Source organism: Streptomyces sp. NPDC002138, assembly GCF_040296485.1.
Lineage (GTDB): Bacteria > Actinomycetota > Actinomycetes > Streptomycetales > Streptomycetaceae > Streptomyces.
This window is the reverse complement of the sequence record NZ_JBEOXE010000035.1, coordinates 42,252-67,112: the sequence shown is the minus strand read 5'-3', so window position 1 is coordinate 67,112 and position 24,861 is coordinate 42,252. Positions and strand designations below refer to the sequence as shown.

The following is a 24,861-nucleotide window of genomic DNA, read 5'->3' as shown; positions in this document are numbered from 1 at the left end:
GGCGCATGAGGACCTACCCCCAAGGGTAAACTCCCCCGCTCATCGCGCCGTGTGGGCGGCTTGCGCGGGGAGTCTGCGCACATCACGGGCCGTGTCGGCCACCCCGGCGAGGAAGCCGCGGGCCCTCGGGGAGGCGTTCTCGGTGAGCCAGGCCGGATCGATCTCCCGGACCGCCACGGTGACCCCGGTGCCCGCCAGCGCGTACGGCAGGGTGTGCACGACCGTCGAGGGGAAGCTGACGACGGTCCGCCCGACCGGACCCCGGCGGGCGATCAGCTCCAGCGGCAGGTCCGGACGTACGATCTCCAGCCCGGTCGCCTCGCTCAGCGCGCGCAGCTTCTCCGGGGACTCCCGGCGGTGCGCGAAGTAGCGGGTGGCGCCGTGCTCGTGCGCCAGGGCGCGTACGGCCGCCAGATAGCGGGCCGGGTCGACCACGCCGGTCTCCACCAGCGAGGTGCCCACCAGGTCGGTTCCCTTGGTCAGCCGCGGCGGGCCGAACCGCGCGCGGGCCCAGCCGAAGTCGTTCAGCCGCAGCTCCATGCCCGGCGGCGCGGTGACGGGCATGGAGGTGAAGACCTCGACCCGGCGGCCCCTGCCCGCGGCCGAGGTGAAGCGGCGGCGCGCGGCCGAGGAGACCGGCGCGTAGGCCAGCTCGCGGATCCGGCCGGGCAGGCCGCCGCCGCCCGCCCGGTGCCAGCGCACGAGCCGTTCGCCGCGCGCGGTCCGGTCGATGAACTCCATGGTCGCGGTGCCGTCGTCGACGACGACCAGCTCCTCCGCGCGGACGAGGGTGAGCAGCAGCTGGACGTAGCGGGAGAACGGATCGCCGACGATGACGCGGCGGGCGGCCCGGACGTCGCGCAGGAGCGCGGCGAGCGCCTTCAGCGGGGCGAGCCGGCCGCCCCGGGCCTCCTGCCAGCGCACCTCGTACCCCTCGTCGCGGGCCAGGCCGGCCATCCGGCGCAGCTGGCCCCGGGACATGGGGTCGGTGGGCGGCAGGACGACGATGCGCAGCGACGCCGGACCGCCCGCCGCACCGGTTTCGCGCGGGGCCCCGTGGTACGACGGCTGGCGCGGCACGGCATCGAGGAGCGGGCCGCGGCCCGCGTCGGCCGGGGCGGCGGGGCCGTGCGCGTGGGCCCACTCCAGCACGTTCAGGAGCTGGACCGGGCTCTCGATGAGGGCCAGGGTGGCGGCGGAAGGGGTCATCACGTGCTCCTTCGTCGGAGGCGTCGGAGGCCGTTGGGGGGAAGGGCGCGGGGTCGTCAGACCCCGGCCAGGGCGCCCTGGACCCGGCGGAGCTTCTTCATCGGGGCGAGTTCGGAGGGGTAGACCCGCTTGATCCCGTCACCGAGGGCGGCCTCGATGGTGCGGATGTCGCGGACCAGCCGGTGCAGGCCGCCCGGCTCGACGGAGGCCGCCTGGTCCGAGCCCCACATCGCGCGGTCGAGGGTGATGTGCCGCTCGACGAAGGCCGCGCCGAGGGCGACGGCGGCCAGCGTGGTCTGCAGGCCCGTCTCGTGACCGGAGTAGCCGATCGGGACGTTCGGGTACTCCTCCTGGAGGGTGTTGATCACCCGCAGGTTCAGCTCCTCCGCCTTCGCCGGGTAGGTCGAAGTGGCGTGGCACAGCAGGATGTTGTCGCTGCCGAGCACCTCCACCGCGTGCCGGATCTGGCGCGGCGTGGACATGCCGGTGGACAGGACCACCGTCTTGCCGGTGGCGCGTACGGCGCGCAGCAGTTCGTCGTCGGTGAGCGAGGCGGAGGCCACCTTGTGGGCGGGTACGCCGAACTCCTCGAGGAAGGCGACGGCCCCGGTGTCCCACGGGGAGGCGAACCAGTCGATGCCGCGCTCGGCGCAGTGGGCGTCGATGGCGCGGTACTCGGCGTCGCCGAACTCCACGCGGTGGCGGTAGGCGATGTAGCTCATCCGGCCCCAGGGTGTGTCGCGTTCGACGTCCCACTGGTCGCGCGGGGTGCAGATCTCGGGGGTGCGCTTCTGGAACTTCACGGCGTCGCAGCCCGCGTCGGCGGCGGCGTCGACGAGCGCTATCGCGGTGTCCAGGTCGCCGTTGTGGTTGATGCCGATCTCGCCGACGACGTAGACGGGGCGGCCGGGACCGGCGGTGCGCGAGCCGAGCTGCCGCAGGCGGGGGTTCGGGGTGACGGTCATGGCAGGTGACGCCCTTCGGTGCGGGTGGCGGAGCTGGTGCCGGTGGTGGCACTGGTGGTGGCACTGGTGCTGGTGGTGGCGCTGGCGTTGGTGGTGGTGGTGCTGGTGGTCGTGCCCGCGCGGGTCCGGGTGCGGGTGCGCGTACGGGTGCGGGGCGCCGGTACGTCGTTGAACAGCGGGGCCAGCGCGCGGGCCCGGGCCAGGTCGTGGGGGTCGTCGATCTCCAGCACCCGTGCCGGGTCGGTGGGGACCGGGCGGATCCGCCCGAAGAAGCGGTGCCGGGCGGCGCGGAACCCGGCCGCGCGCATGGCGTACGCCGCCCCGGTCTCCAGCAGGTCCTGGGGCCGGTCCTGGCGGCGCGGCCGGACGGCGGGATCGTGGTTGACCCCCGAAGCCGTGGCTCCCGGGGCCGTGGGCTCCGGGGCATCGGGCTCCGGGGCGCGCCAGAGGAAGCCGTGGAAGGGCGCCACCGTCAGCGCCGAGTCGGCGGCCCCGCCCGCGACGGCGGCGGCGACCCCCTCCACGTCGGAGGCGGTCAGGAAGGGGCTCGTGCACTGGACCAGGAGGACCACGTCCACGGTGAGCGAGTGCAGTTCCTCGAAGGAGTCCAGGGCGTGCAGCACGGCGCTCTCGCTGCTCGCGGTGTCCCCGCAGAGCGCGGCCGGGCGGCGCAGCGCGTCGGCCCCCGCCGCCCGCGCGGCGGCGGCGATCGCGTCGGAGTCGGTGGAGACCACCACGTCGGTGACGGTGGGCGCGGCCAGCGCGGCCCGCACCGCGCGGGTGACCAGGGGCACCCCGGCCACCTCGGCGAGGTTCTTGCCGGGCACCCCCTTGGAGCCGCCCCGCGCCGGAATCACGGCGAGCACCCTCACAGCTCCCCCAGCCTGCGGATCGCCGGGGCCACCCGCTGCACCCCGTGCCGGTACGCGCCCCGGGCGGCCTCCCGCAGCCGCCCGCGTGCCCAGCCGCGCAGCCGGGACTCCCCCGCCGCGGGCCGCGCGGACCCGGGCAGCGGGCGGCCGTCGGGGGCCAGGTGGTGGCGGGCCAGCAGCCCGGGCAGGTAACCGGGGGCGGTGGTGAGCGTGTAGTACGGGTCCGGCGGCGCCAGCAGCGGCCGCGCCGCCAGCTCCGCGACGCGGGCCCGGGCCCTGTCGAAGGCGCCGGGGTCGGCCAGCACCCCCTGCGCGGCGAGCCAGTCCGGGTCCCCGGCCGGCAGCAGGCCCGCGTCGAGCTGGTCCCAGGAGGCGAGGCAGCCGGAGCCGGTGAAGTGGTGGTTGCCGAGGCTCTCGCGGATGCCGAGGTCGGTGAGGACGGCGGTCGGGATGCCCCGGTGCAGGGATTCCAGCGCGGCGGTGGAGGACACGGTCACCAGCAGGTCGGTGCGGTCCAGCACCTCCCCCATGTTCCCGTACACCAGGCGGCAGTTGGCGGGCAGCCCGCCGGGCAGCCGGTCCGCGAGCCGCTGGTACGGGAGTTCCTCGAGGTGCGTGGTGTGCTCGCCGGGGCGGCTGCGGAGCTTGATCAGCACCTCCCGGCCGGGGTGGGCGCGGGCGTGCCCGGCGGCCCGCCGGAGCAGGTACGTACGGTCGGCGCGGCTCTCGGGCACGGAGGGCTGGGCGGCGAAGACGACGGTGCGGGGGCGGCTGCCGTGCGCGGGCTCGTACGGCAGGCCGCCGAGGAAGGGCAGGGCGGTCTCGGTGACGGCGGAGGCGTCGGCGCCCACCCCCTCGTACACGGCGCGGAAACGCCGCGCGTCGTGGCGGGAGTTGGCGAGGACGAGGTCGGCGCCGTGGCGCAGCAGCAGCCCGTCGGCGAGCTTCTCGTAGACGACGCCGACGTATCCGGTGACGAGCACGGGGCGCGCCGCCGGTTCGGGCCACAGGGCCCGCACGCCGTGCAGGACGGCCTGGACGGCGCCGCCGACGAGCGCGAGAACGACCACGTCGTAGCGCTCGCGCCGCAGTTCGTCGAGGAACCCGGCGCAGGTCACCTCGGTCAGCCGGTCGGCTGCGACGCCCACTTCGCCGAGCTGGCGGGCGGTGGGCGTCGCCCGGCCGCGCAACAGGTATCCGGTGAGGTGGTGGCCGCCGCTGCCGAGGGGGCCGGGGACGAGTCTGCGGGCGGTGAGCGCGCCCCATTTCCATCGCGTATCGGAATCGGCGAGAACGGCGACCCGCTGGCTTACTGGCACGACCGAGAAGCTATGCCGGAATTCCACCGACCGGCCCAACGAGCACGCAACAGCGGGTTAACAACCCGTCGTCACAATGCGGAGCCGTGCGGGTTAACGCGGCTGCCGTGGGTCGTTCACATGGAATCCTCGTCCGGTCCATGGTGAATGCCGGACGGCGCCATAATGTCGCCCGGGTGCTGAAGCTCTCTGTTGTCGTGCCGTTCTACAACGTGCGGACCTACGCGCCGGACGCCCTGAGAAGTCTCGAACTCAACGCGCGGGACGACACCGAGTTCCTCCTCGTCGACGACTGTTCGACGGACGGGACGGGCGCGCTGCTGGAACGGGCGGCCCGCGACCTCCCCGGCGCGGTGCTCCTGCGCCACGAGCGCAACGGCGGCCTGGCCACGGCGCGCAACACCGGGCTGGACGCGGCGCGCGGCGAATACCTCGCCTTCATGGACGGCGACGACTGGCTGGCGCCCGGCCACCTCGCCCGCACCCTGGCCGCGATACAGGCCCTGAGCTGCGATTTCGTCCGTACCGACCATGTCCAGGTGACCGGCCGGGAGCGGATCGTGCAGCGGGCCCCCTGCGGCCCGCACGACGTGGTGGCCGACCCGCGGACCGCGATCCTGCCGGCCGGGCGGACCACCTCGGTGGACTATCCGTACGCCTGGGCGGGGATGTACCACCGCCGGCTGCTCGACCGCGGGCTGCTGCGCTTCACGGACGGGCTGCGGACGGCGGAGGACCGGCCGTGGATCTGGCGGCTGCACCGCGGGGCGCGGTCGTTCGCGGCGGTGGGGCTGCCCGGGGTCTTCTACCGGCGCGGGGTTTCCACCTCTTTGACGCAGATCGGCGACGAACGTCAGCTGGATTTCATTCGCGCATTCGATCAAGTCCTGTCGGATACCGCCGAAGATCAAGAAGCCGGCGTACTGCTTCCGAAAGCCGTTCGCACATATTGCGCAATCATCGCCCACCACATCGGATCCATCGAAAGGTTCGAACCGGCCGTGGCCAGAAAACTCCGTTCGATGAGCGCGGAGGCGCTCGGGCGAATGCCGCGGGAGCTGTTGGACGGGGCGCTGAATTCGATGGACGCCGAACGGGCGTCCCTGCTGAGGCGGCTGCGGCGGCGCGGCGCGGCCCTGTCGGGAGCGTCCTCCTGATGACGCGCCGGCCACGGGGTCTCACCCAGATCTTCCTCGCGTCCACCCTGTACGGGACGGCGACGCTGGCCGCGGCCCTCGACGCGGGGATGTGCGACCCGCAAGGGGTGTCGGCCCACCCGGTCCACCGGATCCTCCTGAGCAGCAACAACGCCCTGATCCCGGAGGTCGCCCCCGGGCTCGCGGCGATGCCCGGCTTCGCCGCCCTGCGCACGCGCTTCGACGAGGTCATCGACTGGAACGCGACGATCGCCCCCTTCCACCCCGGCGCCTGGACCCCGCGCGCCGAGGACGTGCCGCTGTGGGAGCGGCAGTTGCGCACGGTGTGGGGACTGGGCGACGACCGGATCGAGCTGTACGTCGAATCCATACAGGTCGCCCCCGCCCAGGCGCTGTGCCGGGTGTTCCCCGGCGCCGCCATCGAGGTCTACGCCGACGGGCTGATGAGCTACGGACCGACCCGCTTCCGGCTCGACCCGCAGCTCGGGACGCGGGTGCGGCGCGTCCTGCACCTGGACCTCGTACCCGGCCTGGAGCCGCTGCTGCTGACGGAATTCGGAGTACCGGCGCGGACCGTACCGTCGGACACCTTCCTGAAGGTCCTGGCGGAGCTCCCGGACCCGCAGGAGGAGGCGCACGCGGAGCCGCCGGCCCTCCTCCTGGGCCAGTACCTGTCCGCCCTCGACCTGCTCACGGCCGGGGAGGAGGAGGAACTGCACGCCGCGATGGTGCGGGGCGCGCACGCGCGGGGGCACCGGCGGCTGCTGTTCAAACCGCACCCGGGCGCCCCGGCGGGGTACTCCCGGCGGGCCGAGGAGGAAGCCGCCCGGCTCGGCGTCCCGCTGCGCGTCCTGCCCGCGACGGTGCTCGCCGAGACCCTGTACGCGCACCTGCGCCCCGCCCTGGTGGTGGGCTGCTTCTCCACGGCCCTGCTCACCGCCGCGACCCTGTACGGCCTCCCCGTCGCCCGCACCGGCACGCAGACGCTCCTGGCCCGCCTCACCCCCCACCAGAACAGCAACCGCGTCCCCCTGACCCTGGTCGACGCCCTGATCCCGGACCTGACGGCCCCGCCGGCCCCCGCCCCCACCCCTCCCCACCTCCAGGCCCTCCTCACGGCGGTCGGCTTCACCATGCAGCCGAAGGTCCTGGCGGCCCGCCGCCCGGAAGTGGAGGCGTACCTGACCCACCACCTGGACGCGCGCACCCGCCCCTACTTCCCCCGCCGCCGCCTGACCTCCCTGGCCCTCCCGGGCGGCCTCCCGCCCCGCCTCACCTCCCTGGCCACGTCCCGCTACCTCCGTCACCTCCGCAAAGCCGTCCTCCACCGCCTCCGCTGACGCCACGCCGCGCTCACCCCGCGCCCACCGAACCGAGCGCCTCACGCACGACGGCCATCAACTCCCCCGCCCGTCGCCCCCTCAGCCCGTGGCGAGTTTCGCCGCGAAGCCCAGGAAGAGGACGCCCGCCATCGACGTGGCGCCCGCCGAGAGGCGGCGGCGGCGGGTGAAGGCGGCCGACAGGCGGGTGCCGCCGAAGATCAGCATCGTGAGGTACAGGAAGCTGCCCAGCTGGAGCAGGGAGCCGAGGAGCAGGAACGACAGGGCGCGGTAGGGGTACGCCGGATCCACGAACTGCACGAAGAAGGACATCAGGAACAGGATGGCCTTGGGGTTGAGCAGGCTGATCAGGAGGGCTCGGCGGTACGGCCGTTCCGGACCCGACGGCTCGGACGGCGATGCGGACGGCTCCGCCTCCGCCCCCCGCGCGCGCCACATCGCCCACGCCCCCCGCAGCATGCCCACCGCCAGCCACGACAGGTATCCGGCGCCCAGCACCTTCACCACCCCGAAGACCACCGGGCTGGCCTGGAGCAGCGACGCCGCCCCCACCGCCGCCAGGGTCATCAGCACGGTGTCGCCGGTCCACACGCCGGCGGCGGCCTTGTACCCGGTCCGTACGCCGCGCCGGGCGGCGACGGACAGCACGTACAGCGAGTTCGGGCCGGGCAGCAGGATGATCAGGGCCAGGCCGGCGAGGTAGGTCGGGAGGTCTATGACGCCATACATGCCCGGAGTCTCTCAGACCAGCCTGTCTCAAAACATGGTGGCCGGAACATAGCGGCCCCAGACGTCCCGCAGCCCGTCGCACACCTCCCCCACCGTGGCCCGCGCCCGCAGCGCCTCCTTCATCGGGTACAGGACGTTCGCCCGGCCCGCCGCCGCCTCCCGCAGCGCGGCCAGCGCCGCGTCCACCGCCCGCTGGTCCCGGGCCGCCCGCAGCCGGGCCAGCCGCTCGCACTGCGCGGCCTCCAGCGCCGGGTCCACCCGCAGCGGCTCGTACCGTTCCTCCTCGTCCAGCGCGTAGCGGTTCAGGCCGACCACCACCCGCTCGCCGCTGTCGGTCTCGCGCGCGATCCGGTAGGCGTTGGCCTCGATCTCGCCCTTCTGGAACCCCCGCTCGATGGCGGCCACCGCCCCGCCCAGGTCCTCGATCCGCCGGAGCAGGGCCACGGCCGCCTCCTCCAGGTCGTCCGTCATGCGCTCGACGACGTACGACCCGGCGAACGGGTCGACGGTGTGCGCGACGTCCGTCTCGTACGCGAGGACCTGCTGGGTGCGCAGCGCGAGGCGGGCCGACTTCGCGGTCGGCAGCGCGAGCGCCTCGTCGTAGGCGTTCGTGTGCAGCGACTGCGTGCCGCCGAGGACCGCCGCCAGACCCTGTACGGCGACCCGCACCAGGTTCACCTCCGGCTGCTGCGCGGTCAGCTGCACCCCGGCCGTCTGGGTGTGGAAGCGCAGCATCATCGACTTCGGGTCGCGGGCCCCGAACTCCTCGCGCATGGTCCGCGCCCAGATCCGCCGGGCGGCCCGGAATTTGGCCACCTCCTCCAGCAGGGTCGTGCGGGCGACGAAGAAGAACGACAGCCGGGGCGCGAAGGCGTCTACGTCCATCCCGGCCCCGATGGCCGTACGGACGTACTCGATCCCGTCGGCGAGCGTGAAGGCGATCTCCTGCGCGGGCGAGGCCCCCGCTTCGGCCATGTGGTAGCCGGAGATCGAGATGGTGTTCCAGCGCGGGAGCCGTTCCCCGCAGTACCGGAACGTGTCGGCGGTCAGCCGCAGCGAGGGCCCGGGCGGGAAGATGTACGTCCCCCGCGCGATGTACTCCTTGAGCACGTCGTTCTGCACGGTCCCGGTCAGCCGGTCCGCCGCGATGCCCCGCTCCTCGGCGACCAGCTGGTACATCAGCAGCAGGAGCGCGGCGGGCGCGTTGATGGTCATCGAGGTGGAGACCCGGTCCAGCGGAATCCCGTCGAACAGCGCCCGCACGTCCTCGACGGAGTCGACGGCGACCCCGACCTTGCCGACCTCGCCGTGCGCGAGCGGCGCGTCCGAGTCGAGCCCCATCTGGGTCGGCAGGTCGAAGGCGACGGACAGGCCGGTGGTGCCGTCGGCGATCAGCTGCCGGTAGCGGGCGTTCGACTCGGCGGCGGTGCCGAATCCGGCGTACTGGCGCATCGTCCACGGCCGCCCGGTGTACATCGTGGGGTACACCCCGCGGGTGTAGGGGTAGGCGCCCGGTTGACCCAGCCGCTCCGCCGGATCCCAGCCCTCCAGGGCTTCGGGCCCGTACACGGGCTCGATCGGCAGCCCGCTCTCGGTGTGCGCTCTCCCGGTGTGCGCCATGGCCCGGACTCCTTCGTCGGAGGGACGGGGCCGCGCCTGGTAGAACGTCACCGCAGCGGCCTCTTGTCACAATGGCGCAACATCCCGGGAGCGACCGCAACTATCCACGCCCGCGCGGCATCGTCTAGTTACACGTCGTAGAAACCGGGGGACTGCCATGCACCGCCTGAACCGTCACAGAGTCGTCATCCGCACGCTCGGGGTGGCCGCCGCTGTGGCGCTCACCGCCACCGCCACCGCCTGCGGGCCGCAGAAGTCGGAGTCGAAGGGCCCGGCCCCCTCGGCCCCCTCCTCGCCCGTCGCCTCGCCGTCGGCCCCGGACAACAAGCCGGGCGACGCCTCGCCGTCGGGATCGCCGTCCGCTTCGGCGTCCGCGGCGCCCTCGGCCTCCGCGTCCCCGGCCTCTCAGGTGAAGTACCTGATGGCGGAGGGCACGGAGGACGACCAGGTCCGGGAGTTGCAGGCGCGGCTGAAGCAGCTCGGCCTCTTCGGCGCCACGCCGACCGGGTTCTACGGCTCGAAGACGATCGCCGCGGTCAAGTCCTTCCAGGGGAAGCACCAGCTGACCGTGTCCGGCTCGGTGGACGACGCCACCTGGAAGAAGGTCCAGAGCGTCAGCAAGAAGCCGACCAGCGAGGAGATGTCGCCGACGACCAACCAGGTCGACGCGCCGGACCCGCGGTGCATGACGGGCCGGGTGATGTGCATCAGCAAGGAGAGCCGCACCCTGGCCTGGATGATCGACGGCAAGGTCGTCTCCACGATGGACGTGCGCTTCGGTTCGGAGAACACCCCGACCCGTGAGGGCGAGTTCCAGGTGGGCTGGAAGTCGAAGGACTGGGTGTCGACGATCTACCACACGCCGATGCCGTACTCGATGTTCTTCAGCGAGGGCCAGGCCGTGCACTACTCGTCGGACTTCGCGGCCCGGGGCTACGCGGGCGCTTCGCACGGCTGCGTGAACGTGCGCGACAAGGCGAAGCTGTCGGCGCTCTACGACCAGGTGAAGGTCGGCGACAAGGTCGTCGTCTACTGGTGAGCGGTCATCGCTCACCGGCGAGCAGTCGTCGTCCCCTGGCGTGCAGAGGACGGAAGTAAGAGGCGCGGGCAGGGCCGGGGGAACGAACCCCGCCCGCGCCAGGTTGCGCAGAGCCCAGGGGTACGGGGGGAACCCCGGCTCATGCGCGGCCGATGACCAGTCGGCTCACTTGTTACTGCGCCGACGGATCGAAAAGTGTTACAGCCAGGTCAGAGCATGTTTCCGGGGCCGCTTTCAGCGGCGCAGGCGCAGGCCCAGCGAGCCGGTGACACCGGAGGGGGTGCCGGCGCCGGGGCCGGGGACCGGCAGCGAATCCGGCGGGGCCGACCCCTTCGGCGGAGCGTCCGTCGCGCCGTCCAGCAGTTCCTCGCAGTAGCGCTGGACCTTCTGGCGGCCCTTGGCGAGCAGGTTCAGCCGGCTCTCCCGGTCCCCGGTGAGCAGACCGGAGCGGAAGTCGCGGCACAGGTCGGCCGCGCCGCGCAGCGAGTCCTTGTCGTGCCCCTCGCCGCCGTCGGTCAGGCCGAAGTGCTCCTTGTTGTCCTTGCCGGTGCCGGTGCCGGTGCCCGTACCGGCACCCGTCCCACCCGCTCCGCCGCCCACGGCCGCTCCGGTCGCGCCCGTGGGGGGGCGCCCCTCCAGGCCCGGGGTGCGCGGGCCGCCGGAGATGCCGAGCGTGTCGCCGGTGCCCAGGGGCAGCGGCCGCCGGGGCGCTTCGGCGCTCGGTCCGGCGGTGCCGCCCATCGGGTCCGGGGTGATGCCGCTGGTGATCTGGGCCGTGGGCGCGGGGCCCGCGTTCAGGTGCAGGGCGCGGTCGAACACGCCGACGCCCGCGGCGGCCGCGACGCCGCCGATGGTCACGCTGGCCAGGGCGGCCGCGAGGCCGAGGCGCCACGCGCCGACCCGCTGCGGGGCCCGCCCGTGCGCGGACCCGGCCGCGGCCGGTACGGGGACGATGGCGACCAGCGGTTCCTCGGCGCGGGCGGCGCCGGAACCGGCGGCGGCGGTGGTGGCGGCCCGGCGTGGGTGCGCCGCGCGGAAGGCGGCGAGGGCCGCGGCCTCCCCGGGCAGCTCCGCCGTGGCGGCCGTGCGGGGGTCCGGGGCGAGGGAGTCGAGGGCGTCGCGCAGCCGCGCGGCGTCCGCCCGGGTGCGGTGGTCGCCCCGCGGGTCCACCGGTTCACCGCGCAGCAGTCTGTCCGCCGCGGCTTTGTCCAGCCACCTGGTGCGATCGTCGGCCATCACATGTCCTTCTGCGTCCGCCAACGTGAATGCGTCACACCGGTTCGCTCCGCGAGCCCCGCGACCCGGCCGCGCTGGGCGGGTACGGCGTCCAGATCCCGGCCGCCACCGGCGTCACCGGCGCCCTTGGGGCCGCCCGCGGCGCCACCGCCGCCGGTGCGGCCCGGCCGGTCGTCCCGGCGATTATCCCCGAAGCCCCTGGTCCGCCCGGCGGCCGCCCCCGCTCCGGCCGGGGGACGCCCCGACGGGCCCGCCGCGGCGCCCGTTCCCGCGTCCGTCCCGAGGCCCGTCCCCATGTCCGTGTCCGGGTCCGTCCCGGCGTCCACGTCGTTCGCGATCAGTTCGGCGAGCCGCTTGAGCCCCCGGTGCGCCGCCGTCCGTACCGCGCCGGGCCGCTTGCCCAGGGTCTCGGCGGCGGACTTGGCGTCGAGGCCGACGACCACGCGCAGCACCACGGCCTCCGCCTGGTCCTGCGGGAGCTGGGCTATCAGGGCCATGGTGCGGCCCGTCGAGAGCGACTCCATGGCCTCGCCCGCGGTGTCGCTGTCGGCGGCGTGCCCGGTGAGCTCGGTCTCGTCGCCGCCGATCGCGGGGCGGCGGCCGCGCATGCGCATGTGGTCGAGGGCCCGGTTGCGGGCGATGCGCGCGGCCCAGCCGCGGAAGCGGTCGGCGTCGCCGGTGAAGGAGTCGAGGTCGCGCGAGATCTGCAGCCACGCCTCGGAGGTCACGTCCTCCGCGTCGCCGTCTCCGACGAGCGTGCGGACATAGCCCAGCAGGCGCGGGTGCACAGCGCGGTACACAGTCCGGAACGCGCTCTCATCGCCGTCCTGTGCCGCGAGCACCGCGGCGGTCAGCTCCGCGTCGTCCCCCAGCAAAGTCCCCAACCCGTTCACTGTCCTGTACGTCTGGCGCAAATCAGCACGTTACGGCGTGTCGGGGCTCTCGTCCACGCGTTGTACAACCTGCAACCAAGCGTGCGCGAAGCGAGGTGTGACACAAAACGCACTCGAGGCGCTGACAGGGGTACGGGCTTGTCGCACGAGCCCGTAACGGATGGCGGCCGGGGCCTCTCCTGTGGGGGGTGGCGGTCTCGGTCGCCTTCCCCTTCACAACGCGTCTTCACTCCTCCTTTCGGCTCTCTTCCGGGTGAAATCCGCGGTTGGGTACGTCCTTACGGCCGCCGCGTCGATAGCGTGGCGTGGCACCCCACCCACACCCCGAGGAGCCCCACGCTGTCCAGCCACCTTCCGGCGCAGGTCCGCGGCAGCGCGCTGGCGCGCTTCAACGCGGCGTCGGCCGCGTCCGCCCGGGAGGCCCTGCTGCACTGCTGCGGCAGCGACCGCTGGGCGCACCGGGTGGCCGAGCACCGCCCGTACCCGGATCTGGACGCGCTGCTGGCCGCCGCCGACGAGGCGGCGTACGACCTGCGGCAGAGCGACCTCGCGCAGGCGCTGGCCCAGGAGTCCTCGGCGGAGCTGGACCGCGACGCGCCGTACGCCGCCCACCTCGCGCTCGGCGCGGCGCACGCGGAGTACGAGCGGAAGTTCGGCCACGCCTTCGTCATCTGCCTCGACGGGCACCCGGCCGACGAGCACGCGCACCAGGTGCTGGCCGCCATCCGGCGGCGGATGGCCCACGAGGTGGACGAGGAGCGGGCCACCTCGGCGGACGAACTGCGCCGGGTGGCGCGCTCGCGACTCGCCCAGCTCGTGGGACTTCTGCGGATGCCGGGCGCGGTGGGCGGAGGAACCACCGATGATGCGCCTGAATTGGGGCGTTTCGCTCCTGTGGGATAGTCCGTCCGTGCCTGTTTGATCACACCGATGGCCCCCGCGCAAGGGAACCGACAAAGCGTCGCTACGATGTCCGGGGCCGGAGGACCGTACCCGGCCGGGCCCGACCGACAAAGAAGCCGGCTGGCCCCCGCCCCGCTTCCGGAGGGTTTTCCGTGCCGGCTGGAACGTTGTACCGCGGCCGGGAAGGAATGTGGTCATGGGTGGCTCATCGAGTCACCGGCGTCCTCATCTTCTTCTTCCTGTTCGTACACGTCCTCGACACCGCTCTCGTCCGCGTCTCTCCCGAGGCGTACGACGATGTCGTGGCTACCTACAAGACCCCGATCGTCGCGCTGATGGAATACGGCCTCGTCGCCGCAATCCTGTTCCACGCGCTCAACGGTCTCCGTGTCATCGCCGTGGACTTCTGGTCCAAGGGCCCGCGCTACCAGAAGCAGATGCTCTGGTCCGTGGTGGGTGTTTGGGTCGTGCTGATGGCCGGGGCCGTGTACCCCGTCCTGCACCACGCCTACCTCGAACTGTTCGGGAAGTGACACGCATGTCTTCTGACACTTCTTCCGCCCAGGGCGTCAGCGACGTGGAGAGCGTGAGCCTCTACGACGTCGACAACCCGGCGCCGTACATCGAGGCCCCGCGCAAGCGCACCGGCAAGACCCCGCGCTCGACCCGTGGCAACTTCGAGATGGTCGCGTGGCTCTTCATGCGCCTCTCGGGCATCGTGCTCGTCGTGCTGGTCATCGGCCACCTGCTCATCCAGCTGGTGCTGGACGGCGGCGTCTCCAAGGTCGGCTTCGCCTTCGTGGCGGGCCGCTGGGCCTCGCCGTTCTGGCAGGCCTGGGACCTGCTGATGCTGTGGCTGGCGATGCTGCACGGCTCCAACGGTCTGCGCACCGTCATCAACGACTACGCGGAGCGCGCCAACACGCGGCTGTGGCTGAAGGGCCTGCTCTACACCGCCACGGTGTTCACCATCCTTCTGGGCACGCTGGTGATCTTCACCTTCGACCCGAACATCCGCGGCATGGGCTGAGGCGATTCCTGATGAAGATCCACAAGTACGACACCGTCATCGTCGGCGCCGGTGGCGCGGGCATGCGCGCGGCCATCGAGTCGACGAAGCGCAGCCGCACCGCGGTGCTCACGAAGCTGTACCCGACCCGCTCCCACACGGGCGCCGCGCAGGGCGGCATGGCCGCCGCGCTCGCCAACGTGGAAGAGGACAACTGGGAGTGGCACACCTTCGACACGGTCAAGGGCGGTGACTACCTGGTCGACCAGGACGCCGCCGAGATCCTGGCGAAGGAAGCCATCGACGCGGTCCTCGACCTCGAGAAGATGGGCCTGCCGTTCAACCGCACGCCGGACGGCACCATCGACCAGCGCCGCTTCGGCGGTCACTCGCGCAACCACGGTGAGGCGCCGGTCCGCCGGTCCTGCTACGCCGCGGACCGCACCGGTCACATGATCCTCCAGACGCTGTACCAGAACTGCGTCAAGGAGGGCGTGGAGTTCTTCAACGAGTTCTACGTCCTGGACCAGCTCCTCGTGGAAGAGGACGGCGTCCAGAAGTCGGCCGGCGTCGTCGCGTACGAGCTGGCCACCGGCGAGATCCACGTCTTCCAGGCGAAGTCCGTCATCTACGCCTCCGGCGGCACGGGCAAGTTCTTCAAGGTGACCTCCAACGCGCACACCCTCACCGGTGACGGCCAGGCGGCCTGCTACCGGCGCGGTCTGCCGCTGGAGGACATGGAGTTCTTCCAGTTCCACCCGACGGGCATCTGGCGCATGGGCATCCTGCTGACGGAGGGCGCCCGCGGTGAGGGCGGCATCCTCCGCAACAAGGACGGCGAGCGCTTCATGGAGAAGTACGCGCCGGTCATGAAGGACCTCGCGTCCCGTGACGTCGTCTCGCGCTCCATCTACACCGAGATCCGTGAGGGCCGCGGCTGCGGTCCCGCCGGTGACCACGTGTACCTGGACCTGACGCACCTCCCGCCGGAGCAGCTGGACGCCAAGCTGCCCGACATCACGGAGTTCGCGCGTACGTACCTGGGCATCGAGCCGTACACGGACCCGATCCCGATCCAGCCCACCGCGCACTACGCCATGGGCGGCATCCCGACCAACGTCGAGGGTGAGGTCCTCTCGGACAACACCACCGTCGTCCCGGGCCTGTACGCGGCCGGCGAGGTCGCCTGCGTCTCCGTGCACGGCGCCAACCGCCTGGGCACCAACTCGCTGCTGGACATCAACGTCTTCGGCAAGCGCTCGGGCATCGCGGCCGCCAAGTACGCGGCCGAGAACGACTTCGCCGAGCTGCCGGAGAACCCGGCCCAGCTGGTGATCGACCAGGTCGAGCGCCTGCGCAACTCCACGGGCAAGGAGCGGGTCGCCGACCTGCGTCTGGAGCTCCAGGAGACGATGGACGCCTGCGTGATGGTGTTCCGCACCGAGCAGACGATCAAGACCGCGGTCGAGAAGATCGCGGAGCTGCGCGAGCGGTACCTGAACGTCTCCGTCCAGGACAAGGGCAAGCGGTTCAACACGGACCTGCTGGAGGCCATCGAGCTGGGCAACCTGCTCGACCTGGCCGAGGTCATGGCCGTCTCGGCCCTGGCGCGCAAGGAGTCCCGCGGCGGCCACTACCGCGAGGACTACCCGAACCGCGACGACGTCAACTTCATGCGCCACACCATGGCGTACCGCGAGGTCGGCGCCGACGGCAAGGATTCCGTCCGCCTGGACTACAAGCCCGTCGTCGTCACCCGCTACCAGCCGATGGAGCGTAAGTACTGATGGCCACCCCGACCATGTCCAAGACGGACGAGATGGAAGCGGCGGCCGCGGCCTCCCCGTTCATCACGGTCACCTTCCGGATCCGCCGGTTCAACCCGGAGATCTCGGAGGAGTCGACCTGGCAGGACTTCCAGGTCGAGATCGACCCGAAGGAGCGCGTGCTCGACGGTCTCCACAAGATCAAGTGGGACCTCGACGGCACGCTGACCTTCCGCCGCTCCTGCGCGCACGGCATCTGCGGCTCCGACGCGATGCGGATCAACGGCAAGAACAGGCTCGCCTGCAAGACGCTGATCAAGGACATCAACCCGGAGAAGCCCATCACCGTCGAGGCCATCAAGGGCCTCACGGTGATGAAGGACCTCATCGTCGACATGGAGCCCTTCTTCCAGGCGTACCGGGACGTCATGCCGTTCCTGGTCACCAAGGGCAACGAGCCGACGCGCGAGCGCCTGCAGTCCGCCGAGGACCGCGAGCGCTTCGACGACACCACCAAGTGCATCCTGTGCGCCGCGTGCACGTCCTCGTGCCCGGTGTTCTGGAACGACGGCCAGTACTTCGGCCCGGCGGCGATCGTCAACGCGCACCGCTTCATCTTCGACTCGCGTGACGAGGCCGGAGAGCAGCGCCTGGAGATCCTGAACGACAAGGACGGCGTGTGGCGCTGCCGCACGACCTTCAACTGCACCGACGCGTGCCCCCGCGGCATCGAGGTCACGAAGGCCATCCAGGAAGTCAAGCGCGCCCTGATCACGCGCCGCTTCTGACCCCTGGGTCCGTGCTCGTACGAGGGCCCCGCGCCCGGTGTTCGCACCGGGCGCGGGGCCCTCGCCGCGTTCTCACTCGTCGGAGTGGAAATCGTGCGGATGAACCTTTCATCGGACCAGGGCGGCACGCGAACGGCGGTACGGTCCCCGACGTCGCTTGTACCGAAGCGCTGTCCGCACCCACACTGAGAGAAGGAGGTGCTTCCCATGTCCGCTCTTGCCCATGAGACCCCATGTGACCCGGGGCTCGATGAGGTCCTCTGGCAGGCCTGGAAGGCGATGGACCTTCCGGAGGGCTACCGGGCCGAGATCATCGAAGGGTCCATCGAGGTGTCTCCCACCGGCCGTCGCCGCCACACCGTACTGATTCACCGCCTGCGCAAGGCTCTGGAAGCCCGTCTGGCCGACAGCGATCTCGACGTCTATCAAGACGGCAACATCATCCGTGGCCGCAAGGTCTGCATCCCCGACCTCTTCGTCGGACCGCACGACCTGGACGAGATCCCTGATGAAGAGGGGCTCGGCGTGGATGCCACCCGCGTCCCCCTCGTCGCCGAGATCGTCTCCCCCGGCCAGGACGCCCGCCGCCGGGATCACATCCGCAAGCAGCGCTGGTACGCCCAGGCCGGCGTCCCCGTCTACGTCGTCATCGACGACTTCGACGACGACGGCACGGTGACCGTGTTCAGCTCCCCCGACCCGGTCAAGGGGGCGTACGCCACGAAGACCCGGGTCGGCTACGGCACCCCCGTCACGATCCCCGACGGCCCCGCCAAGGGCCTGACGATCACCGGGGACCTCACCGCTCGCTAGTGCCGTGCACCCGGATCCGTGGGCCCCGTGCGGGGACTGTGGAAAGATCGGCCATATGAGTGAGCAGCAGCCGAACCCGTACGCAGGCGAGCCCGGCCAGGGTGGACAGGGCCAGCCCAAGTGGGGGCCCGGCAACCCCGGGTACGGATACCCCGCGCCCGGCAGTCCCGGGTACGGGTACCCCCCGCCGTCCGACGTCCCGCCCCCGCCGTACCAGCAGCCCACCGTCGGTGGCGCGGGCATGCCGTACGCGACGCCCGACCTGGGCGCGCCCGCGATGGCGTCCTTCGTCCTCGGGGACATCACCATCGCCGGGGACCAGATCATCACCCCGAGCGGTCCCATGCCGCTCAGGGGCGCGATGTGGAACGCGACGGACTTCTCCCGCACCGAGGAGAAGATCCCCACCTCGTCCATCGTGCTCGCGGTCGTCTTCGCCGTCTTCTGCCTGCTCGGTCTGCTCTTCCTCCTGATGAAGGAGAAGGTCACCACCGGCTACATCCAGATCACCGTCACCAGCGGCGGCCGCCACCACTCCACGATGATCCCGGCGGTCGACCTGAACACCTTCCCCTGGGTGATGAACCAGCTCAACTACGCCCGCTCGCTCAGCATCTGACGCTCTCCCCGCCGCGCCGGGCTACTTCTTCACCAGGAGCATGATCCCGGCGATCAGCGCGGCCACGAGGTGGAACAGCCAGGCGGCGGCCGTGAGCACCTCGTACAGGAAGTCGACCGGGCCGCGCATGCGGCGGCGCCGGTTCGCGCCGCCGAACCAGACGCAGACGAGTCCCGTCAGCGCGAGGGTCAGGTTCAGGCGCAGCGGGTGGCCGCCGCCGAACGCCAGGGTGAGGATCAGCCAGCCGATCAGGTACGAGAGCAGGAGCAGCCCGAACTTGACCGCCTTGCGCGACGGGCGGCGCGGGGTGGGCAGGCCGCCCAGGGCGGTGCGCAGGCTCCGCCCGGCGGGCGCTCCCCCCGGGCGCCGGGCCGCCGCGGGCACGGCCGGCGGCCCGTCGGGCAGGCGCGGCAGTGCGCGGGCCGGAGCCGACTGCGTGGGCACCGCCCCCAGCGCGGAGATCCGTACGACCTCGGTCGGCGGGTGGGCCCTGGCCGCGGTCAGGGCCGCCGCCCGCATGGTCGGCGCGTCGGGGAAACGGTCCTCCGGACGCTTCGCCAGCGCCGTGGTCAGCAGCCCCTGGACGGGCGCCGGTACGTCGATGCCGACCGAGGCCAGCGTCGGCGGCTCGCCGTGGACGTGCAGGTAGCCGATGGAGTAGCCGGAGGCGGCGTCGAACGGGACCTGCCCGGCCAGCATCTGGAAGAGCACGATCCCCAGCGAGTAGAGGTCGGAGCGCCCGTCGACGCCCCGCCGGCCCTCGACCTGCTCCGGCGACATGTAGTGCGGGGTGCCGATGGCCGTACCGGTGCGGGTCAGCGCGGTCCCGTCGGCCTCCGCGGTCGCGGCGATGCCGAAGTCGGCGACCTTGGCCGTGCCGTCCGCGGCCAGGAGGACGTTGGCCGGCTTGATGTCCCGGTGGACCAGCCCCCGCGCGTGGGCCGCGGCCAGCGCGGCGAGCATCTGGGCGGCCAGGTCGAGGGCTTCGGCGACCGGGAGGGGGCCGCGCTCGCGCAGGTGCTCGGCGAGGGTGCGGCCGGGGATCAGCTCCATCACGATGTACGGGACGGACGGCCCCCCGTCGGCGCCGGGTTCCTCACCCGTGTCGTGGACCGCGACGACGTTCGGGTGGCTCAGCGCCGCCATCGCCTGCGCCTCGCGCCGGAAGCGGGCCGCCCAGCCCGGGTCGTGCGGGAGGTCGCCGCGCATCGCCTTGAGCGCGACCGTGCGCGCGAGCCTTTCGTCGTGGGCGCGGTAGACCTGGGCCATCCCGCCGCCGCCGAGTAAGCCCTCTATGCGGTACCGCCCTTGGGCCACCGCCCGACCGGTCTCGAACAAATCCCCCATGGGCGGATGGTAGATCAGGCGGCCGCCGCCCGACGGCGCATCGCCCGGGCCCGGTTCGGCTCCACGTTCCTTCCCCCATTCGCTTGAACGTGTTCAAAATCAGGTCTAGAGTCATCCCTGTCGGAAGTTGAACACGTTCAAGGAGCTTCGGGTCATGGATCTCACCGTCATCACGTACGTCGTCTACCTGGTCGTCAGCGTCGGCCTGACCGTCTGGGTGGCCCGCACGCTCACCAGCAACGGACGCATCTTCATCGCCGACGTCCTCCAGGGCAACGAGAAGCTGGCCGACGCCGTCAACCACCTCCTGGTCGTCGGGTTCTACCTGGTCAACCTCGGATTCGTCGCCCTCTACCTGCAAGCGGACGAGGCCGTGACCGAGGCCCGCGGGATCTTCGAGGCCCTCTCGGTCAAGCTCGGCGTCGTCCTGCTCGTCCTCGGCGTCATGCACCTCGGCAACGTGTGGGTGCTCAACAAGATCCGCCGGCGGAGCATCATGGAGCGCCAGCAGACCCCGCCGGTCGCACCCCAGGCCTGGACCGCTCCGGCCGGCGTCTGACGATGACGACCACGACGCAGACCCAGCCGCAGGCCCAGCCGCAGCCGCAACCGCAGAATCCGTCGCAGGCCCAGCCGCAGCCGCAGCCGCAGATGACGGCCGCCGGACCCCGACGGGCCCCCGTACGCAGGCTCGTCGTCCTGTACGACGCCCACTGCTCGCTCTGCAGGCACATCCGGAACTGGCTGCTGAGCCAGCGCTGGCTCGTCCCGCTGGCACTGATCCCGGCGGGCTCGCAGGCGGCCTGGCAACGCTTCCCGCGCCTCGACCACGCGTCGACGCTCCGCGAGATCACCGTGGTCGGGGACGGCGGGCAGGTGTGGACCGGTACGGACGCCTTCATCGTGGTCCTGTGGGCCCTCGTCGAGCACCGGCCGAAGGCCAACTGGCTGGCCACACCGGCCGGAAGGCCCTTCGCCCGGGCCACGATGCTCGCGGCGGCGGCCTGGCGGGGCGCCGCCCGGGGCCCGGGGGATCCCGCGTCCGGGATGCTCTGTGACGACCAATGCGCCGTACCCCGATAAGGTCGGACACCGTGACTGATCAAAAGGCTCCGAAGAGCGAACAGACCCGCACGCTCATCCTCGAGACCGCCCTCAAGCTCTTCCAGGAGCGCGGTTACGACAAGACGACCATGCGGGCCATCGCCAAGGAGGCCGGAGTCTCGGTGGGCAACGCCTACTACTACTTCGAGTCCAAGGAACACCTGGTCCAGGGCTTCTACGACCGGATCGGCACCGCCCACCAGGCTGCCGTCCGGCCGATCCTGGACAACGAGACCGACCTGCAGACGCGGCTCGCGGGGGTCCTGACCAGCTGGCTGGACATCGCGGAGCCCTTCCACGAGTTCGCCGCGCAGTTCTTCAAGAACGCGGCGGACCCCGAGAGCCCGCTCAGCCCGTTCTCCCCCGAATCGGAGCCCGCCCGGCGGCAGGCCATCCTGATGCACAAGGAAGTCCTGGCCGGGGCGAAGACGAAGGTGCCCGAGGAGCTGGCCGACGTACTGCCGGAGCTGATGTGGCTCTCGCAGATGGGGCTGGTCCTCTACTGGGTCTTCGACCGCTCGGAGAACAGCGAGAAGACACGGCGGCTGGCCGACCGCGGCGCGCAGCTGACCACGCGCGGGATCGTGCTGGCCCGCTTCCGGGTGCTGCGGCCGCTCGTGCGCGAACTGCACGAGCTGTTCTCGGACTTCCTGCCCGGCATGGCCCAGGCGGCCGCCGCCAGGAAGAAGGCGTCCCGGTTCTCCAAGTCGGAGAAGACGGAGAAGACGGATAAGACGGATAGGGCGGACAGGGCGGGGAAGCCGGGGAAGGGCGCCGGGGCCGGAACGCAAGAGGCGTCGGACGGCTGAGCCGTCCGACGCCTGCGGGCCCGGGGGCCTCGGGGACCCGTTGCCCCCCGCGGCCTACAGCCAGTTCAGCTCCCACAGGCGCCACACGCCCGTGCCGTCGGAGAGGTACTGCGCACCGGTGACGCTCTCGCGGGACAGGACGTAGTCCTTCTTCTGCCAGATCGGCAGCAGCGGGATCTGCTGGGAGACGACCCGCTGGAGCTCGCGGAAGTCGTTCGCCGCCTCGCTGCGGTTCGAGAAGGACTGGGTACGGGTGATCAGGTCGCCCACCGTCTTGTCGGCGAAGCCGTTGTTCATGCTGGAGTCGGCGCCGACGAGCGGAGCGCCGAAGTTGTCCGCGTCCGGGAAGTCGGGGATCCAGCCGATGGTGTAGGCGTCGAACTTGCCCGCCGCGTAGTCCTTCTGGAAGTCCTCCCACACGGGCACGGACTCGGTCTGCACCTGGAAGAGGCCCGAGGACTCCAGCTGCCGCTTGATCTCGGCGCCCTCCTGGACGTTCGCACCGCGCACGTTGAACCCGAGCTTGAAGCTGACGGGGGCATCGATGCCGGCGTCCTTGAGGATCTTCCTCGCGTTTGCGGCGTTCGGTGCCGGGTAAGAGTCGAAGAACGGCGTGCTGTGGCCGGCGATGCCCGCCGGGACGATGGAGTACAGGGGGGTGACCGTTCCCTTGTACGTCTCCCCCGCGATCTTCGACCGGTCGAGCAGGGCGGCGATCGCCTGGCGGACCGGCTGCTTCGCCATGGCCGAACCCGGGCGGACGTTGAAGACCAGGCTGCGGGTCTCGGTGCCGCCGGACTCCTGGTAGCGGGTGTCCTTCAGGCCCGGGTTGAGAGCCGCGAGGACCTCCGGGGGCATGTCGCGGTGGGCGACGAGGATCCTGTGGTCCTTCCAGGCCGCGTTCAGCGTCTCGGAGTCCTTGAAGTACTTGACCGTGACGGCCGACTTGGCCGGTTTGACCTGACCGTTGTAGCCCGCGTTCGGCTTCAGCTCGGCGCTCGCGCCCTCTTTGTAGGCGCCCAGGACGTACGGTCCCGAGCCGTCCACCTTGTCGTCCTCGCGCAGCGCCTTCGCCGGGTACTTGTCCTTGTCGACGATCGCGGCGGCGCCCGTCGCGATCTTGAAGGGGAAGGTGGCGTCACGGGCGGAGAGGTTGAAGGTGACCGTCCTGCCCTCGGCCTTGACCGACTCCAGGGTGTTGAACAGCGGCGCCGGGCCCTGCTTGGAGTTGATCGCCTTGATCCGGTCGAACGAGAACTTCACGTCCTCGGCCGTGATCGCGCGGCCGTTGGAGAACTTCACGTCGGTGCGCAGCTCGCACTGGTACGTGGTGAGCTTGGCCCCGATGAACTTGCAGGCCGTGGCCGCGTCGGGAACCGGGACGTCCGAGCCGGGCTTGATGGTCAGCAGCGACTGGTAGACGTTGCTGTACAGCGCCCAGGAGCCGGCGTCGTACGCCCCGGCCGGGTCCAGGGAGGACACGGCGTCGGTCGTACCCACCGTGATCGCGCCATGTCCGGCGGCGTCGTCCGGCAGCATCACCCACGCCCCCGCGCCGGCGACAGCCAGGACCAGCCCAGCCGCGATGATCTTGGAGCGGACAGACCGCAGCATCCCTGAACTCCTCATTGCCCACCCCGCGCCGGGCCGCGTGTCCGCTGCTGACGCATGTTTATCCGATTACCGGTCACCCAATCACGGAAAATTCGGGGGTGGAAGGGCGTTTCGGTGTCGGGTTGGAGGAATTATGTCTGGTATGACGCGAGTTGCACGACGGTGATGTCAGAGGGTGCACCGACCCTCACGGGCGGTCCCCACGCACCGGCTCCCCTCGACACGTAGAGCTGAGTGTCCCCGTACCGCTCCAGGCCCGCAACGGTCGGGTTGGCGAGTTCCGCGAGGTAGTTTCCCGGCCACAGCTGGCCGCCGTGGGTGTGGCCGGAGAGCTGGAGGTCCACCCCGTGGCGGACCGCGTCGTGGATCACGATCGGCTGGTGGGCGAGGAGTACGGCCGTCCGGTCGGCGCGGTCGCGGCCGCCGAGGGCCTTGTCGAAGTCCGGGCCCTCGCCCTCGCTCTCGCCCGCGACGTCGTTGACGCCGGCGAGGTCGAAGTACGGCAGCTCCTGGCGGGCGTTCTCGAGCGGGTGCAGGCCCAGCTCGCGGACGTGGTCCACCCACTGCCGGGCCCCGGAGAAGTACTCGTGGTTGCCGGTGACGAAGAAGCTCCCGTGCCGTGCGGTGAGCCGGGCCAGGGGTTCCGCGGCGGGCCCGAGGTCGTGGACCGAGCCGTCCACGAGGTCGCCGACGATGGCGATCAGGTCGGGCTGGGTGGCGTTGACGGTGTCGACGATGCGGGTGGTGTGGGCGCGGCCGAGGATGGGGCCGAGGTGGATGTCGCTCACGACGGCGATCCGGAAGCCGTGGGCTGCGCGGGGCAGTTTGGCGAGGGGGACGGTGACGCGCTTGACGCGGGGTCCGCGCAGCACGCCGTACGTCCCGTACCCGACGGTCCCGCCGGCCGCCGCCACCGCCGCCCCGGCCAGCACCCGCGCCACAAACACCCGCCGACTGCTCCCCACCCCCCTGGCGGCCTGGGCTGCCCCCGCCCGCGTCGCCTCCGGCGGCGCCTCAATCGCCGGCGAGGCTTGGGGGGCCGGCGCCTGCCCCTCCGCCCGCCCGCCCGCCTTCGCCTCCGGCGGCGCCTCAAACGCCGGCGAGGCTGAAGAGGTCGGCGCGACCAAAGCCGCCGCACTCCCGGAGCGCAGCTCCCCCGCTGGCCCGTCGGCAATCCCAGCCCCGCCGGAGACAAACCCAGCCTCGCCCGAGACAACCCCAGCCCCGCCGGCGATTGAGGCGCCGCCGGAGGCCAACGGACCCGCGGACGAAACCCCAGAACCCAGCACCGACTCACCAGCCCGCCCGGCGGCAACCCCAGCCCCGCCGGCGATTGAGGCGCCGCCGGAGGCCAGCGGAGCCGCGGACGAAGCCTGGGCGGGCGGCCCGTCGGCAACCCCAGCCCCGCCGGCGATTGAGGCGTCGGCCGGGGTGGGGCGCGGGTGGCGGAGGAGGAGGAGGCGGGCCGGTTCGGCCACGAGCATGGCCAGGGACAGGTACAAGAGCACCGCCAGCCACATGAACCCCGGCCACGCCACCCCCCGCTGCACCCAGAACGGCGCCCCCGCCCGCCCGGCGACCAGCGCCGCCACGGACAGCACCGGCAGCCCGACCGCACAACCGGTCAGCACGCGCCGCGGCCACCCGCCCGGGGCCGTCGTATCGCGGACCAGCCGGATCCACAACCAGCGGTGCACCAGCACCAACAGG

General features: G+C 71.9%; 23 protein-coding genes and 1 pseudogene. 13 read left to right on the top strand and 11 right to left on the bottom strand.

Annotated elements, in window-relative coordinates:
- Positions 1–39: 39 nt before the first annotated feature.
- The 4 genes and pseudogenes from ABT084_RS22790 to ABT084_RS22775 form a co-directional block, all read right to left on the bottom strand.
- Positions 40–1,209: a hypothetical protein gene (locus ABT084_RS22790; protein WP_351046830.1), complete on the bottom strand. Its 1,170-nt coding sequence runs from the start codon at positions 1,207–1,209 to the stop codon at positions 40–42.
- Positions 1,210–1,265: 56 nt separating this feature from the next.
- The gene (locus ABT084_RS22785; RefSeq protein WP_351046827.1) at positions 1,266–2,174 is read right to left on the bottom strand and encodes an N-acetylneuraminate synthase family protein; all 909 of its coding nucleotides are present in this window, start codon (positions 2,172–2,174) and stop codon (positions 1,266–1,268) included.
- A gap of 167 nt (positions 2,175–2,341) precedes the next feature.
- Positions 2,342–3,046 (bottom strand): annotated as a pseudogene (locus ABT084_RS22780) (acylneuraminate cytidylyltransferase family protein); the annotation flags it as partial.
- Complete coding sequence (locus ABT084_RS22775) at positions 3,043–4,365, bottom strand: DUF6716 putative glycosyltransferase (RefSeq protein WP_351046824.1); 1,323 nt, start codon at positions 4,363–4,365, stop codon at positions 3,043–3,045. The pseudogene ABT084_RS22780 and the gene ABT084_RS22775, both read right to left, overlap by 4 nt.
- A 176-nt stretch (positions 4,366–4,541) precedes the next feature.
- Between ABT084_RS22775 and ABT084_RS22770 the strand changes: the two genes are divergently transcribed.
- Positions 4,542–5,522 (top strand): glycosyltransferase family 2 protein, encoded by a 981-nt coding sequence (locus ABT084_RS22770; RefSeq protein WP_351046821.1) that lies wholly within the window; start codon positions 4,542–4,544, stop codon positions 5,520–5,522.
- Positions 5,522–6,862 (top strand): polysialyltransferase family glycosyltransferase, encoded by a 1,341-nt coding sequence (locus tag ABT084_RS22765; RefSeq protein ID WP_351046819.1) that lies wholly within the window; start codon positions 5,522–5,524, stop codon positions 6,860–6,862. The genes ABT084_RS22770 and ABT084_RS22765 overlap by 1 nt, the downstream gene beginning before the upstream one ends.
- A gap of 81 nt (positions 6,863–6,943) precedes the next feature.
- On the opposite strand, the gene leuE is transcribed toward ABT084_RS22765, so the two are convergent.
- The gene (leuE, locus tag ABT084_RS22760; RefSeq protein ID WP_351046816.1) at positions 6,944–7,591 is read right to left on the bottom strand and encodes a leucine efflux protein LeuE; all 648 of its coding nucleotides are present in this window, start codon (positions 7,589–7,591) and stop codon (positions 6,944–6,946) included.
- 27 nt (positions 7,592–7,618) lie between these two features.
- Positions 7,619–9,211, bottom strand: a complete 1,593-nt coding sequence (locus ABT084_RS22755; protein WP_351046813.1) for an acyl-CoA mutase large subunit family protein — start codon at positions 9,209–9,211, stop codon at positions 7,619–7,621.
- Between the two features lie 157 nt (positions 9,212–9,368).
- On the opposite strand from ABT084_RS22755, the gene ABT084_RS22750 reads away from it, so the two are divergent.
- Positions 9,369–10,250 carry a L,D-transpeptidase family protein gene (locus tag ABT084_RS22750; RefSeq protein ID WP_351046811.1) on the top strand — a complete coding sequence of 294 codons (882 nt, stop codon included), beginning with the start codon at positions 9,369–9,371 and terminating at the stop codon, positions 10,248–10,250.
- A gap of 234 nt (positions 10,251–10,484) precedes the next feature.
- On the opposite strand, the gene ABT084_RS22745 is transcribed toward ABT084_RS22750, so the two are convergent.
- On the bottom strand, positions 10,485–11,486 hold the full coding sequence (locus ABT084_RS22745; RefSeq protein WP_351046808.1) for a hypothetical protein: 1,002 nt from the start codon (positions 11,484–11,486) through the stop codon (positions 10,485–10,487).
- Positions 11,486–12,361 carry an RNA polymerase sigma factor gene (locus ABT084_RS22740; protein WP_351046889.1) on the bottom strand — a complete coding sequence of 292 codons (876 nt, stop codon included), beginning with the start codon at positions 12,359–12,361 and terminating at the stop codon, positions 11,486–11,488. Before ABT084_RS22740 ends, ABT084_RS22745 begins: the two co-directional genes overlap by 1 nt.
- Positions 12,362–12,679: 318 nt before the next feature.
- Between ABT084_RS22740 and ABT084_RS22735 the strand changes: the two genes are divergently transcribed.
- The 7 genes from ABT084_RS22735 (at position 12,680) to ABT084_RS22705 (ending at position 18,277) form a co-directional block, all read left to right on the top strand.
- Positions 12,680–13,282 (top strand): 2-oxo-4-hydroxy-4-carboxy-5-ureidoimidazoline decarboxylase, encoded by a 603-nt coding sequence (locus ABT084_RS22735; protein WP_502968996.1) that lies wholly within the window; start codon positions 12,680–12,682, stop codon positions 13,280–13,282.
- Positions 13,283–13,434: 152 nt separating this feature from the next.
- The gene (gene sdhC / locus ABT084_RS22730; protein WP_330332151.1) at positions 13,435–13,815 is read left to right on the top strand and encodes a succinate dehydrogenase, cytochrome b556 subunit; all 381 of its coding nucleotides are present in this window, start codon (positions 13,435–13,437) and stop codon (positions 13,813–13,815) included.
- A 5-nt stretch (positions 13,816–13,820) separates the two neighbouring features.
- Positions 13,821–14,312 carry a succinate dehydrogenase hydrophobic membrane anchor subunit gene (locus ABT084_RS22725; RefSeq protein WP_351046805.1) on the top strand — a complete coding sequence of 164 codons (492 nt, stop codon included), beginning with the start codon at positions 13,821–13,823 and terminating at the stop codon, positions 14,310–14,312.
- Positions 14,313–14,323: 11 nt separating this feature from the next.
- Positions 14,324–16,078: a succinate dehydrogenase flavoprotein subunit gene (sdhA, locus tag ABT084_RS22720; protein ID WP_351046803.1), complete on the top strand. Its 1,755-nt coding sequence runs from the start codon at positions 14,324–14,326 to the stop codon at positions 16,076–16,078.
- Positions 16,078–16,845, top strand: coding sequence for a succinate dehydrogenase iron-sulfur subunit (locus ABT084_RS22715; RefSeq protein WP_351046800.1), 768 nt, complete (start codon positions 16,078–16,080; stop codon positions 16,843–16,845). Before sdhA ends, ABT084_RS22715 begins: the two co-directional genes overlap by 1 nt.
- Positions 16,846–17,052: 207 nt before the next feature.
- Positions 17,053–17,658, top strand: a complete 606-nt coding sequence (locus ABT084_RS22710; protein WP_351046797.1) for a Uma2 family endonuclease — start codon at positions 17,053–17,055, stop codon at positions 17,656–17,658.
- A 55-nt stretch (positions 17,659–17,713) separates the two neighbouring features.
- A complete protein-coding gene (locus tag ABT084_RS22705) occupies positions 17,714–18,277 on the top strand; it encodes a hypothetical protein (RefSeq protein WP_351046794.1) in 564 nt (187 codons plus the stop codon).
- A 21-nt stretch (positions 18,278–18,298) separates the two neighbouring features.
- Here the strand turns inward: ABT084_RS22705 and ABT084_RS22700 are convergent, their stop codons facing one another.
- A complete protein-coding gene (locus ABT084_RS22700) occupies positions 18,299–19,624 on the bottom strand; it encodes a protein kinase domain-containing protein (RefSeq protein WP_351046792.1) in 1,326 nt (441 codons plus the stop codon).
- A gap of 154 nt (positions 19,625–19,778) precedes the next feature.
- Between ABT084_RS22700 and ABT084_RS22695 the strand changes: the two genes are divergently transcribed.
- From ABT084_RS22695 to ABT084_RS22685, 3 genes are read left to right on the top strand one after another with little or no spacing between them, the layout of a single operon-like run.
- Positions 19,779–20,183, top strand: coding sequence for a hypothetical protein (locus tag ABT084_RS22695; protein ID WP_351046789.1), 405 nt, complete (start codon positions 19,779–19,781; stop codon positions 20,181–20,183).
- A gap of 2 nt (positions 20,184–20,185) precedes the next feature.
- On the top strand, positions 20,186–20,707 hold the full coding sequence (locus tag ABT084_RS22690) for a thiol-disulfide oxidoreductase DCC family protein (protein ID WP_502968995.1): 522 nt from the start codon (positions 20,186–20,188) through the stop codon (positions 20,705–20,707).
- Positions 20,689–21,537, top strand: a complete 849-nt coding sequence (locus ABT084_RS22685; protein ID WP_502968994.1) for a TetR family transcriptional regulator — start codon at positions 20,689–20,691, stop codon at positions 21,535–21,537. Before ABT084_RS22690 ends, ABT084_RS22685 begins: the two co-directional genes overlap by 19 nt.
- 54 nt (positions 21,538–21,591) lie before the next feature.
- Here ABT084_RS22685 and ABT084_RS22680 read toward each other — a convergent pair whose 3' ends face one another.
- Both ABT084_RS22680 and ABT084_RS22675 read right to left on the bottom strand, forming a co-directional pair.
- Positions 21,592–23,148 carry an ABC transporter substrate-binding protein gene (locus ABT084_RS22680; protein ID WP_351046880.1) on the bottom strand — a complete coding sequence of 519 codons (1,557 nt, stop codon included), beginning with the start codon at positions 23,146–23,148 and terminating at the stop codon, positions 21,592–21,594.
- Between the two features lie 134 nt (positions 23,149–23,282).
- Positions 23,283–24,836, bottom strand: a complete 1,554-nt coding sequence (locus tag ABT084_RS22675) for a metallophosphoesterase (protein WP_502968997.1) — start codon at positions 24,834–24,836, stop codon at positions 23,283–23,285.
- Positions 24,837–24,861: the final 25 nt, after the last annotated feature.